Below are 12,993 nucleotides of genomic sequence, written 5' to 3' on the forward strand. Positions count from 1 at the left end.
AAATGCCACGGGACCCCCGGCACCAAAAGTGCCGAAGGTCCCGCCGGGACTCGCGAAAGGTCAGGCGCGCGCCTGAAGCCCGGGAACGCCGTCGCGGATCTCGAAGGAGGCCTTGGTCGAAACCGCGGCGCCCGGCGTCGTGACGTGGTCCAGCACCCGGAAGTCGGCCGTCATCGCGTCGCGGGTAATGCGGGTGTTCACGTAGCCGCGGTTGTCGTTGTAGAACTTCAGGTGCGGGTTCCAGGCCATGGTGGCGTCCGTGGTGGAGCCGCTGCCGTCACCCGTGGAGGTGATGGAGGTGCAGACCAGCTCCGCGCCGACCACTGGGGCGGCCGGGTCCTTGTAATCCACCTTGACGTCGTTGGCCCAGTGGCGGTGCACATCACCGGTGAGCACGACGGCGTTGCGGACGTTTGCGTCCACCCAGCCCTGGGTGATGCGGCGGCGGGAGGCCGCGTAGCCGTCCCAGCCGTCCATGGAGACGTCGTCGATCTCCGGCGCCTTGTTCCGGTCCCGCTCGGCGAAGAAGACCTGCTGGCCCAGGATGTCCCAGCGCTGGGTGGAGTTCCTGAAGCCATCCAGCAGCCACTTTTCCTGCTCCGTGCCGGTGATGGTCCGGTCCTCCGCGAGCCGTTCGGTGACGTTCTTCTTCCAGCCGTCGCCGGCCAACTGGTCGTCCCGGTATTGCCGCGTATCCATCATGTGGAAGTTGGCCAGCTGGCCCCACTGGATCTTCCGGTAGATCTTCATGTCCGGGCCGGCGGGCAGGGATGAAGGTCGCAGCGGCATGTTCTCGTAGTACGCCTGGAACGCGGCCGCGCGGCGCTGCCGGAAGTGCTCCACGCTGTCGTTGAGCTGGCCGGCGTCCTGGTTCTCCGGGACGTCGTCCGCCCAGTTGTTGTCCACCTCGTGGTCATCCCACACCACTGCCCAGGGTGCCATTGCGTGCGCAGCCTGCAGGTCGGCGTCGGCCTTGTACTGGGCGTGCCGCTGCCGGTAGGTCTCCAGCGTGACGGTCTCCGGGCCCTCGTGGTCGCGCGGGTTGCCGCCGCCGATCACGTAGCTGTCCTTCTTGTATTCGTACAGGTAGTCGCCCAGATGCAGCACCAGGTCAGGGTGGTCCTCGGCCAGGCGCCGGTACGCGGTGAAGTAGCCGTGCTCGTACTGCGCGCAGCTGGCGAACGCCATGGCCAGGGCCGCGGGCGTCTCATGGAGTGCCGGGCTGGTCAGGGTGCGGCCCACCGCGCTGAGGTGCTTGCCGGCGCGGAACCGGTAGAAGTACTCGCGGCCCGCCTTCAATCCGCGCAGCTCCACGTGCACCGAGTGTGCGGACTCGGGACGCGCCTGCTCAACGCCGCGGGCCACCACCTTCCGCATGCCCTGGTCCTCGGCCACCTCCCACTGCACGGCCACGGGCCGGGCCGGCATGCCGCCCAGCCCGTCCTCCGCCACCGGGTTCAGGGCCAGGCGGGTCCACAGCACGAAGCCGTCCGGCCACGGCTCGCCGGACGCGATGCCGAGCATGAAGGGATCGGCGCGGAGGCCGGCGTCGTCAGCGGTGGAAACGGCGACGGCGGCACCCGGCAGTGCGGCGACCAGGCCGGTGCCGAGGCCGGCGGAGATGAGGGTTCTACGGGAGATGGTGTCCATGGCTCCCAAGCTATTTCCAGCTTCTGTACAGGCTTTGAGGAGGATATGAACAACGCGTTAATGGCATGACAAGAACTGTCGTGCTGAATCGGCCGTCTGCAATAAGTGATTGTTGAGTCCGGGCAGGGGCCGGGTCCAGAATGCACCCACCATCCGCCACGGTGGCGGAGGCTGTGTTCAAAGGAAGGAAGCCATGGAATCCGAAGAAGCAGGGCACCAAACGCCGGCGGCATCGACCGGGGCAGCGCACGTTTCGGCGAAGGAACTGGCCGGAGCCGAGGATGCCCGCCGCATCCTGCTGCCCATGATCAGCGCCATGTCATCCCTTGCGGCAAATCCCGCCGCGGCTGCCAAATTCGCCGAAGGCATCCACACGCAGAACAATGAGCTGGTGCGGGCCGCCCTCCGGGAAGTGCACACCGACCTGGCCGTGGAAGTGGGGCCGGGGCCGGACGAAGGGCAGGTTACGGACCAGGCCATCGCGCGCACCACGAGCGTTTCGATCCACATCAGTTGGAACCACGGCTTGAGCATCGATATCAAGGTCACCAAGAAGAAGTAGCGCGGCCGCCACCAAGCCGGGGCGGCAGTAAGACTGGGCTTAACACGCGGCCCGGGCGTGGAACGTCAGGTACCGGGGATCGCTGCGGCCCACCAGCCGGCCCAGTGCCTTGACGGCCAGCGGATCGGCTGAACCCATGTCCGTGGACAGCCAGCGCACCACCAGCCCGGCGTCCTGGCTGGCCCGCACCGCAGATCCCACCGCCATGTCCAGCTGGTCCCGGAGCAGCTGGACAGCGAGGGCGACGGAGCGGCTGAGCAGGGGAGCGCGGTACTGCGCCAGCGCCTCGGCAACCCGGCCTTCGCGCAGCAGCCGCAGCACGTGCCCCGCATCGGAACGTCCGGCCAGCCCGGGAGCCAGCCGGTAGGGGTTCGACTCCACGGCCCCGCCGAGCATCGAGCGCACCCGGAACATTTCGGTCCGGATGGCTTGGGGCGTTCCGGCGTCGCCATAGAGCTCGTAGGCCAGCTCCTCCGCTGACCAGCCGTGCGACCGGGAGTCCAGCAGCGCCAGGATCTCCGCCCGGCGCAGCGTCAGGGGAGTCCGGCTCCCATCGTCAAACACCGCCGCCGGCTTGTCACCGAGCAGTTCCAGCGACTCGACGGCGGCAGCCGGCCGGACAACAGGGACCGGCGTCCGCCGGGACGCACCCTGGGGAGACGAAGTTCCCAAGGAGGTGCCGGCGTCGGACGTTCCCAGCAAAGCCTCCGCCACGCGCACGGCGCACCGCACCATCCGCAGCGTGTCCGCGCTGAGGGTGTCCAAGGGTCCGGACACGTCCAGTACCCCCAGGACCCGCCCCGTGCCCGGGTCCGTGATGGGCGCGGCAGTGCAGGCCCACTCGTGGTGCGTCCGGACCAGGTGTTCGGCGGAGAACAGCTGCACCGGACCGCCGGTGACCAAGGCCTCGCTGATGGCGTTGGTGCCGATACCGGCCTCGGACCAGTCGGCGCCCTCAAGGAATTCCAGGTGGTCGGCCCGGCGGAGGACGGTTGGGCTGCCCACACGCCAGAGGATCTCGCCGCTGGCATCGGTGAGCACCAGGAGGTGGCGGCCGGTGCGGGAATCATCGGCCAGCAGGTCGTGCAGCGCGGGCATCACCTGTTGCAGCCGGTGCTCCCGGCGCAGCTCCAACACCTCGGCCACCTCATGCAGGTGCCGCGGACTGTGCTGGTCCGGGCTGATGCCCAAGGCCATGGACCGGTGCCAGGAATCGACCAGGCTGGTGGGAATCTCCGGCCGCGGGACGCCGGAAATGACCAGCTCATGCGCGCGGCGCAGCGTCCGTGCATACGTTGCCGGGTCCGAAAACCTCAGGCCGTGGTCCACTGTTTCCTCCTCACAGCCGGCGCCCTTGCCGGATCCGTGTAACGCCGCTGTTACCCCCGCCGAGTTCCACTAGTGATGCAGCTCACGCCCGGTCCAGCATATCGCAGGGCAGGCGGAGCCCAAGGAACAGCACAAAGGAGTGGAGATGACCCAAACACCCACCGCTGCCGCGCAGGCATGGCTATCCGGCCTGGATGACGCGCTGCAGCGGCGCGACGTGGACGCCGCGCTGGAACTCTTCGAGGACGACACCTACTGGCGGGACTTCGTGGCATTCACGTGGAACCTGAAAACCCTGGAAGGCAAGGCGGATATCCGCCGGATGCTCGAGGCCACGCTATACCGGGTCCAGCCGTCCAACTGGGCGCTCTCAGAGGACGCCACGGGTGACGCGGAGAACGTGGAAGCCTGGATCACGTTCGAGACGGGCGCGGCCCGCGGCTACGGCCACCTCCGGCTCCGGAACGGCAGGTGCTGGACCCTGCTGACCACCATGCAGGAGCTCAAGGGCTTCGAGGAGAAGAAGGGCCCTCGGCGCGAGCAGGGCGTGGCGCACCAGATCGTCCGCGGGCGCAAATCCTGGAAAGAGCTCAAGGAGGAGCAGGAGGCCCGGCTGGGCTACGAGGAGCAGCCGTACTGCGTAATCATCGGCGGCGGCCAGGGCGGGATTGGGCTTGCTGCCCGGCTGAAGCGGCTGGGGGTGCCCACCATCATCATCGAGAAGAACCAGAACCCCGGCGACTCCTGGCGCAACCGCTACAAGTCCCTGCACCTGCACGACCCCGTCTGGTACGACCACCTGCCCTACCTGAAGTTCCCGGATGACTGGCCCGTCTTCGCCGCCAAGGACAAGATCGGCGACTGGCTGGAGCACTACACCCGCATCATGGAGCTGAACTACTGGTCCGGCACCGAGTGCGTCAAGGCAGCGTACGACGACGGCACGCAGGAATGGGAGGTCAGCGTCCTTCGCAACGGCGAACCGGTGACGCTCCGGCCCAAGCAGCTCATCTTCGCCCTGGGCGTCTCCGGTTACCCGAACATCCCCACGTTCGACGGCGCGGAGACCTTCCTGGGCGAGCAGCGGCACTCCTCCCAGCACCCCGGCGGCGGGGACTGGACCGGGAAGAAGGCCGTGGTGATCGGCTCCAACAATTCGGCCCACGATATCTGCGCCGACCTGTGGGAGCACGGCGCCGACGTCACCATGGTCCAGCGCTCCTCCACCCACATCGCCCGCAGTGAATCCCTCATGGACCTGGCGCTGGGGGACCTGTACTCGGAGCGGGCGCTCGCGGCCGGCGTCACCACGGAGAAGGCGGACCTGCTGTTCGCCTCGCTGCCCATGCGCATCCTCCCCGATGCGCAGGTGCCGGTGTACCAGGAGATGGCGTCGCGGGATGCGGAGTTCTACTCCCAGTTGGAAGCAGCAGGGTTCGACCTGGACTTCGGCGTGGACGGATCCGGCCTGTTTGTGAAGTACCTGCGGCGGGGCTCCGGCTACTACATCGACGTAGGCGCCTCCCAGCTGATCATCGACGGCCGGGTGAAGCTCAAGTCCGGGCAGGTCGCCAAGATCACGGGCAACGCCGTGGTCATGGACGACGGCACCGAGCTGGAGGCGGACCTGATTGTCTATGCCACCGGCTACGGTTCCATGAACGGATGGCTGGCCGACCTGGTCTCGCCCGAAGTCGCCGATCAGGTGGGCAAGTGCTGGGGATACGGGTCAGACACGCCAAAAGACCCTGGTCCGTGGGAAGGGGAACTGCGCAATATGTGGAAGCCCACCAACGTGCCCAACCTCTGGATCCACGGCGGCAACCTGCACCAGAGCCGGCACTACTCCGCCTACCTCGCGCTGCAGCTCAAGGCACGGATGGAAGGACTGGAAACACCCGTCTACGAACTGCAGCCCAGCCACCACACCCGCTGAGCCGGTGGTTGTGCCCGTCGAAACCCAATTGGAGGACCATCATGAAGGCAGCACGATTCCACGCCCGCAAGGACATCCGGATCGAGGACATCCCGGAGCCGGAGCTGCGGGCGGGGGCAGTGAAGATCGACGTCGCCTGGTGCGGCATCTGCGGAACAGACCTGCACGAGTACCTGGAGGGGCCCATCTTCTGTCCGGCGCCGGGGCATCCGCACCCGCTGTCCCACGAGGAATCCCCGGTGACCCTGGGGCACGAGTTCTCCGGGACCGTCTCTGGGATCGGCGAAGGTGTGGAGGGGCTGGCAGTGGGTGACAACGTCGTCGTCGAACCCTACTTTGTGGACGGGGACTGCGACATGTGCCAGGCGGGCAGCTACCACCTGTGCCGGCAGATGGGGTTCATCGGGCTTTCCGGCGGCGGGGGAGGGCTGAGTGAAAAGATCGTGGTGGACCAGCGCTGGGTACATCCGATTGGGGGCATCCCGCTGGATGAGGCCGCCCTGATCGAGCCGCTGTCCGTGGCCCACCACGCGGTGGCCCGGAGCGGCGTCAAGGAAGGCGATGTTGCCCTGGTGGGCGGGTCCGGGCCCATCGGGCTGCTGACCGCTGCCGTCCTGAAGGGCATGGGCGTGACCACCATCATCAGCGAACTCACCCAGGCCCGGAAGGAGAAGGCCACCTCCAGCGGCGTGGCCGACCACGTCCTGGATCCCAGCCAGGAGGACGTTCCGGCGCGGGTGCGCGAATTGACCGGCGGGACGGGGGCCGACGTCGCGTTCGAATGCGCCGGGGTGAACGCGGTGCTGGACACCATGCTCGATGCCGTCCGGCCCGGCGCCGTGGTGGTCAACGTGTCCATCTGGGGCGCCCCGGCCACCGTGGACATGCAGAAGATCGTGCTCAAGGAGATCGACCTGCGCGGCACATCGCCTACGTCCGCGACCACCCGGCCGTGATCAAGATGGTGCAGGAGGGCAAGGTGGACCTCAAACCGTTCATTACCGGCCGCATCGCGCTGGAGGACCTGGTGGAGCAGGGCTTTGACACCCTGATCAACCACAAGGACACCGCGGTGAAGGTGCTGGTGCATCCCTAGCCGGCGGTGCTCGGACTTAAGTCCCTGTTTCCCCGTAACCCTCAGGCGTAGCTTGAATGTGGGTCCCGCAACCGCGGGGCCCACATTCAAGGGGGCATCATGACAAAGCCCAGGCTTACCGCACTCGGCGTTCTCGGACTCAGCGGCCTGATGCTCCTCACAGGCTGCTTTGGCCCGCCCAGCCCGTCCCCGACCAGCAGCTCCGCGGCCCCATCGGCGAGCCCCACCGGCAGCGCGAGCCCCAGCACCAGTCCAAGCACGACGGCGGGTGGCAGCACGACGGCGAGCCCGACGTCCCCGCCCAGCACGTCAGCCGCGCCCACCAGCCCGGCTGCCCCGCCGCCGTCGTCCGCTCCCGCCGGTCCGCCGCCTGCTCCCCAGCCCCAACCCACCCAGGAACCCCAACCCACCGGCCTGCCCGAACAAACCGCCCCTCTGACGATTTACTACGTGGCGGTGGATGACAACGGAGTGTCAGGCCCACGGATAGGCTGCGGTGACAGCCTGGTGGCCACCACCACGGGCCCGGTTAGGTTCACGGATCAGGTGCGGCCAAGCGTGGAGACCCTGCTGGCCAACAAGAAGCGCGATGTGGGTATGTCCGGACTGATCAACGTGCTGTACCAGTCCAACCTGACGTATCTGGGCGGGGAGCTTAACGGCAGCACCATCAGCATCTGGCTCTCCGGGAACTTCATGCTCGGCGGCGTCTGCGACATCCCGCGGGCCAAGGCGCAGCTCGAGTACACCGCCATGGCCGCGTCCGGAGCCACCAGCGCCCAGGTGTACGTCAACGGCCGGCCGATTGACGAGGTGCTCAGCCTGAAATGAAACCGATTCAGCAACCAGGAAGGAAGCCGCCATGTTCGCCAGAATCAGCACTTACAGGACCGGACCGGAAACGCGGCCCGACAACACGGGGAATGTGGTGGACAGGGTGCTGCAAATCCCGGGTTGCAAAGGTGTCTACTACTTGAACGGGACAGGCACGGACAAAGCCCTCTCCATCACCTTGTGGGACACGGAAGAAGCGATGGTGGCCAGCAGGCAGGACGCCACGAGGATCCGCGAAGAAAGCAGTGAGGCGGACAGGACGGAGATTGTGTCGGTGGAGGAATTCGAAGTCGCTGCAAGCAGCCTTCAGCAGTGACGGCAGTTTTTTTCCGGCGGGCTTGGCGGGGCAGGGTGACGAGCAACGACGGGCGGGAACGCTTGCAACACCCGCTGTTCGCCCGCGCGTTCGCCCGCGCCGTGGCCGGCCTGGACCGCCGCGGGGCAGGGGAGCACCGCCGCCGCATCCTCGCCGGGCTGCACGGATCCGTGATCGAGATTGGAGCGGGGGCGGGATCGTCCTTCCCGCTCTACCCCTCCAGCGTCACCCACGTCCTGGCCCTGGAACCTGATGACTATCTGCGCCGGGTGGCGCAGCAGGCGGCAGCCGACGCCAGCGTTCCGGTGACCGTGGTCGCTGCGGCCGCCGAGCACATCCCCGCGGAGACCGGCAGCGCCGACGCAGTGGTGGCCAGCCTGGTTCTCTGCAGCGTCAAGGACCAGGCCACCGTGCTCGCGGAGATCCAGCGCGTCCTGAAGCCCGGCGGGACGCTGGCCTACTACGAGCACGTCCGCTCAGAGCACCCGTTCCTGGCCAGGGCCGAAGATGCGCTGACCCCGCTGTGGGGCCGGTTCATGGGCGGCTGCCACCTCAACCGGGACACCCTCGCCGCTATCACCGCGGCTGGGTTCAGCGTCCGCGACAACCAGCGCTTCGGCTTCGCTGTAGGGCGGTTCAACCCGCCCCTGGCCCACATCCTGGGAACGGCCTACAGCCCCGGGCCGCCCGGGAATAAAGCGGATCCGGCATGACAGACCTGAACGTCCGGGAGCGCAGCCCCCTCCAGCTGCCCATCACCGAGGCCGCGGGCTTGACCGCGGAAGAGGCGCTGGCACGCCTGGGCTCCGGGCCGGGCGGCCTCACCGAGGAGGAAGCGGCCGCCCGGTTGGAGCAGCTGGGCCCCAACGCCGTCCGTACGCACCGCGCCAATGCCTGGGCGGTCCTGGGCCGGCAGTTCGCCAGCCCCATCCTTATCCTCCTGATCGTCACCGCCGGCCTGTCCCTGTTTCTGGGTGATGCCACCAACTCCATCGTTATCGGGGTAATCCTGCTGGCCAGTGTGGGGCTGGGCTTCGCCAACGAATACCGGGCCGAGCGCGCCTCCGAGGCGCTGCACTCCCGCGTCACCCACAAGGCTGCCGTCCAGCGCGGCGGAACCACCCGGGAAGTGGACGTGACCGCCCTGGTGCCGGGCGACGTCGTGCACCTCTCCCTGGGCGCCATTATTCCGGCGGACCTCCGCCTCCTCACCACCAACAACCTGCACTGCGACGAAAGCATCCTCACGGGCGAGTCCCAGCCGGCGGCCAAGGACCCCGCACCGGTTCCGGGCGGTGCCTCCCTGGCGGACCTCGCCTCCTGCGTGTTCATGGGCACAGTGGTCCAGTCCGGCGGCTGCAGTGGCGTGGTGGTTGCCACCGGCGGCCGCGCGGAGTTCGGCCGCATCGCGCTGGGCCTGGGTGAACGGCAGCCGCAGACCGAGTTCCAGTTGGGCCTTAAGCGGTTCTCCTTCCTCCTGCTGCAGGTTGCCGTGGTCCTGACCTCGCTGATTTTCGTGGCCAACCTGCTGCTGGACCGCCCGCTGCTGGAATCGCTGCTGTTTTCCCTGGCCATCGCGGTGGGCATCACGCCCCAGCTGCTTCCCGCCGTCGTCAGCACCAGCCTGGCCACCGGCACCCGCCAGCTGGCAAAGCGGAAGGTGCTGGTCAAGCGGCTGGTGTGCATCGAGGACCTGGGGGACATGGACATTCTGGTCACGGACAAGACCGGCACCCTCACCGAAGGGAAGATCAGCTTCACGCACGCGCTTCCCGCCAGTGCTGGAACGTCTGACGCCGGCCTGCTCACTTTGGGCCTGCTGGCCACCGAGGCGGACTACGCCGGCGCCCGGGTTTCCTCCGCGGGCCAGAACCCGCTGGACGCGGCGCTGTGGGAGAGCCCAGGCGCAGCCGCGTTCCAGCCGGGGCGGTTCGAGCGCCTGGACCTGATCGGTTTCGACCACCAGCGCCGCCGCACCACAGTGCTGGTCCGTGAGGCGGACGGCCCCGCGCAGCTCGTGACCAAGGGCGCGCCGGAGGATGTGCTGGCCCTGTGCGGCCCCACGACGGCGGCCGTGCGGGCCATGCTGGATGAACAGTTCGACGCCGGCGCCCGGGTGGTGGCGGTGGCCACCCGACCTGCCGCGGGGCTGGCAAAGCTCACCCCGGCCGACGAAACCGGCCTCACCCTGGCCGGCTTCCTGGTGTTTCTGGACCGTCCCAAGGCCAACGCCCGCCAGTCGCTGGACCGGCTGGAGGCCCTGGGCATCTCAGTGAAGCTGGCCACCGGGGACAACGCCAAGGTGGCGGAGAAGGTTTGCGCGGACCTGGACGTCATTTCCGGCGGCACGCTTACGGGCGCCCAGGTGGAGGGGATGTCCGACGCCGACCTTGCCGCCGCCGCGCGCACGGCCACCATCTTCGCCCGCGTCTCGCCGGAGCAGAAGGCGCGCATCATCACCCTCCTGCGGCAAAGCGGCGGCGCGGTGGGCTTCATGGGAGACGGCGTCAACGATGCCCTGGCACTGCACAAGGCGGACATCGGCATTTCCGTCGACACCGCAACGGACGTTGCCAAGGACGCGGCCGACGTCGTCCTCCTGGACAAGGATCTGGGCGTCCTGGCGGACGGCGTCATGGAGGGCCGGCGGATCTTCGCCAACACCATCAAGTACGTGCTGATGGGCACGTCCAGTAACTTCGGCAACATGTTCAGCGCCGCCGTGGCCTCCGTGGTGCTGAGTTTCCTGCCCATGCTGCCCGGCCAGATCCTGCTGAACAACCTGCTCTACGACTCGGGCCAGCTGGCCATCCCCGGCGACCGCGTGGACAAGGAGCAGCTGCGCGCGCCCTCCCATTGGAACATCGCGTTCATCCGGCGGTTCATGCTGCTCTTTGGGCCCATCAGCTCGCTGTTCGACTTCGCCACGTTCGCCCTGATGTTGTTCGTCTTCGACGCAGCGCCGGGAGAGTTCCGGGCCGGTTGGTTCATCGAATCCATCGCCACCCAGACCCTAATCATTTTTGCCATCCGCACCCGGCGCGTTCCGTTCCTGCGCAGCCGGCCGTCCAACGGGCTGATCGCCGCGTCCCTGGGTGTGGTGGCCCTTGGTGTGTTCCTGCCGCTGTCACCCCTGGCGGGGGTTCTTGGCTTCGACCCGTTGCCGGTGCCGTTCTTCCTGGCCCTGCTGGGCATGGTGGTGGTGTACCTGGTGCTGGTGGAATTCGCCAAGCAGTGGTTCTTCTCCCGCGGCGCGCAGCAGCTGCCCGCCCCGCCGCCGCCCGTGCAGCGCCGGCGCGCCACCCACCACATCTCCCGGCGGGCGTTCCGGTTCAGCATTCCCGTCAGGGTGCCTCCGCTCAGGGCGCCCGCCACCGGGCGGAGAGTCCGGCGGAGGTGGCCCCTCCGTAATCTTTAGCCCATGCAGGGCTCTGGGTTGTTAGCATGGTGGAAGAGACGCTGGGGCTCGTCTTTATGTATTCGAAGGTGATGCAGTCCGCCGTGAATGCGTTCAGTTTGGAGCGTTTTTCATGTGGCGTGAACCCATCAGGCGGCGTACCCGGGAACTCCTGCGGGAATTCGTGGAGCGGGCGGATGATTTAGTACGGGCCCAGGAACACATCGAGGGCCTGCTCGGCGCGGTGGTCTCCATGACCGAGGACCTGAGCCTGGAAGCAGTTCTGGACCGCTTGGTCCAGTCTGCATGCGAACTTGTGGGGGCCCGCTACGGGGCCCTGGGCGTCATTGGAGACGATCAGCAGCTCAGCCACTTCATCACGGTGGGTATTGATGAAGACGGCGCACGGGTGATCGGCGATCTGCCCACAGGTCACGGCGTGCTTGGCGAGCTGATCCGCGAACCCAAACCGCTGCGGCTCCATGACCTGGGCGAACATCCCATCGCGGTGGGCTTTCCTCCCAACCACCCGCCCATGGGCACCTTCCTGGGCGTCCCGGTGCGGGTGCGGAACGAGGTCTTTGGAAACCTGTACCTGACGGAAAAGAACAGCGGCCAGGAATTCACCGGGGAGGACGAAGACCTGGCTGTTGCCCTGGCCGCCGCCGCCGGTGTGGCCATCCAAAACGCGAAACTGTTCGATGACAGCAGGCGCCGCCAGCGGTGGCTTGAAGCGGGAATGGAAGTCAGCGACCGACTCAAGGACCAGCCGCGGTCCGATACCGAGAACCTGGACATGATCGCGGAGCGGGCGCTGAATGCCTCCTCCTCGGTGCTGGGGGTGATCGCTTCGGTCGGTCCGGATGGAACCATCAAGTGCCGCACCTCGGTGGGCGCCCAGTCAGTCCCGGGCGGACAGGACCTGCCCGCGGCCGCCGTCCTGTCCGAAGTGCTGGAGTCAGGTGAGTCCAAGGCCTTGGGCGATCCGCTCCAGGTGTTCGATCCGGCGTCGGCAGAGAAGCTCGGGCCGGTGCTGGTGGCCGCCCTGGGCAGCAACAGTGACGGTCACCGGGACAGCGTGTTGATCCTGGCCAGGGGGCCTGGGGGAGCCCGGTACGCGGATGTTGATGTTGAACAAAGCGCGGTGTTCGCGTCACGCATCGGCCTGACGCTGGACCTTCTCAAGGCAAACCAACTGCGTGAAGAGCATGCGTTGTTCATTGACCGGGAACGCATTGCCGCGGACCTGCACGACCTGGTGATCCAACGGCTCTTTGCAGCAGGGCTGAGCATCCAGGGCCTGCGCCGCTACACCTCCGACCCGGCTGCGCATGAGCGCCGCATCGCCGGTATCACCGCGGAGCTGGACGACTGCATCCACCAGCTTCGTGACACCATCTACTCCCTGCAGGCACGGGAGTCAGACAAGGAACTCCTCAGCGGCCGGGTGCTGCGCGCAGTCCAGGAAGCCGCCAACGCTGCCGGCTTCCTCCCCAGGATCCAGCTCTCGGGGCCGGTTGATGACGTTGTGGGCGATGACGTTGCAGAACAGCTCCTGCGCGTACTTCATGAAAGTGTCAGCAACGCGGTGCGGCACTCGGGGTCGGAGGACATCTCCATCCTGCTTGCCGCTCAGGAGGATGAAGTGGTCCTCACAGTGCGCGACCACGGCCGCGGCTTCAAGGATCCCGAACGGGTCAGCGGATTGAACAATATGAAAAGGCGCGCTGAGCGTTTGGGCGGCAGTTTCGTCATCGACAGCGCACCCGGAGAGGGCACCAGCGTGACGTGGACGGCGCCGGCCGCCGGGTGAGGGCCGGCCGTGCAGTGCGCCACGGCGGCGTATGGCATGGCGTTCGGGAGGCGAGGTGTC

At 67.4% G+C, this 12,993-nt stretch carries 10 protein-coding genes and 1 pseudogene; 8 read left to right on the forward strand and 3 right to left on the reverse strand.

Annotated elements, in window-relative coordinates; all coding sequences use genetic code 11:
• Positions 1 to 60 precede the first annotated feature (60 nt).
• On the reverse strand, positions 61 to 1,650 hold the full coding sequence (locus ACETK3_RS13115; protein ID WP_306969272.1) for an alkaline phosphatase: 1,590 nt from the start codon (positions 1,648 to 1,650) through the stop codon (positions 61 to 63).
• Between the two features lie 193 nt (positions 1,651 to 1,843).
• Here ACETK3_RS13115 and ACETK3_RS13120 point away from each other — a divergent pair, with 193 nt between their 5' ends.
• Complete coding sequence (locus ACETK3_RS13120; protein ID WP_236801427.1) at positions 1,844 to 2,212, forward strand: hypothetical protein; 369 nt, start codon at positions 1,844 to 1,846, stop codon at positions 2,210 to 2,212.
• Between the two features lie 39 nt (positions 2,213 to 2,251).
• Here ACETK3_RS13120 and ACETK3_RS13125 read toward each other — a convergent pair whose 3' ends face one another.
• Positions 2,252 to 3,541, reverse strand: coding sequence for a GAF domain-containing protein (locus tag ACETK3_RS13125; protein ID WP_237430078.1), 1,290 nt, complete (start codon positions 3,539 to 3,541; stop codon positions 2,252 to 2,254).
• 145 nt (positions 3,542 to 3,686) lie between these two features.
• Between ACETK3_RS13125 and ACETK3_RS13130 the strand changes: the two genes are divergently transcribed.
• Both ACETK3_RS13130 and ACETK3_RS13135 read left to right on the forward strand, forming a co-directional pair.
• Positions 3,687 to 5,477, forward strand: coding sequence for an NAD(P)/FAD-dependent oxidoreductase (locus ACETK3_RS13130; RefSeq protein ID WP_236801429.1), 1,791 nt, complete (start codon positions 3,687 to 3,689; stop codon positions 5,475 to 5,477).
• A 41-nt stretch (positions 5,478 to 5,518) separates the two neighbouring features.
• Positions 5,519 to 6,573 (forward strand): annotated as a pseudogene (locus ACETK3_RS13135) (2,3-butanediol dehydrogenase).
• Between the two features lie 86 nt (positions 6,574 to 6,659).
• On the opposite strand, the gene ACETK3_RS13140 reads toward ACETK3_RS13135, so the two are convergent.
• Positions 6,660 to 6,965, reverse strand: coding sequence for a hypothetical protein (locus ACETK3_RS13140; RefSeq protein WP_237430080.1), 306 nt, complete (start codon positions 6,963 to 6,965; stop codon positions 6,660 to 6,662).
• A 64-nt stretch (positions 6,966 to 7,029) separates the two neighbouring features.
• Here ACETK3_RS13140 and ACETK3_RS13145 point away from each other — a divergent pair, with 64 nt between their 5' ends.
• From ACETK3_RS13145 to ACETK3_RS13165, 5 genes are all read left to right on the forward strand, one after another.
• A complete protein-coding gene (locus ACETK3_RS13145; protein ID WP_237430081.1) occupies positions 7,030 to 7,404 on the forward strand; it encodes a hypothetical protein in 375 nt (124 codons plus the stop codon).
• Positions 7,405 to 7,435: 31 nt separating this feature from the next.
• A complete protein-coding gene (locus ACETK3_RS13150; RefSeq protein WP_236801434.1) occupies positions 7,436 to 7,723 on the forward strand; it encodes a hypothetical protein in 288 nt (95 codons plus the stop codon).
• A gap of 35 nt (positions 7,724 to 7,758) precedes the next feature.
• Positions 7,759 to 8,436, forward strand: a complete 678-nt coding sequence (locus ACETK3_RS13155) for a class I SAM-dependent methyltransferase (protein ID WP_237430082.1) — start codon at positions 7,759 to 7,761, stop codon at positions 8,434 to 8,436.
• Positions 8,433 to 11,141, forward strand: a complete 2,709-nt coding sequence (gene mgtA / locus ACETK3_RS13160) for a magnesium-translocating P-type ATPase (RefSeq protein WP_236801436.1) — start codon at positions 8,433 to 8,435, stop codon at positions 11,139 to 11,141. The genes ACETK3_RS13155 and mgtA overlap by 4 nt, the downstream gene beginning before the upstream one ends.
• A 112-nt stretch (positions 11,142 to 11,253) precedes the next feature.
• Positions 11,254 to 12,933 (forward strand): GAF domain-containing sensor histidine kinase, encoded by a 1,680-nt coding sequence (locus ACETK3_RS13165; protein WP_236801437.1) that lies wholly within the window; start codon positions 11,254 to 11,256, stop codon positions 12,931 to 12,933.
• Positions 12,934 to 12,993: the final 60 nt, after the last annotated feature.

It is taken from the genome of Arthrobacter sp. E44, assembly GCF_041877125.1.
Classification (GTDB): domain Bacteria; phylum Actinomycetota; class Actinomycetes; order Actinomycetales; family Micrococcaceae; genus Arthrobacter.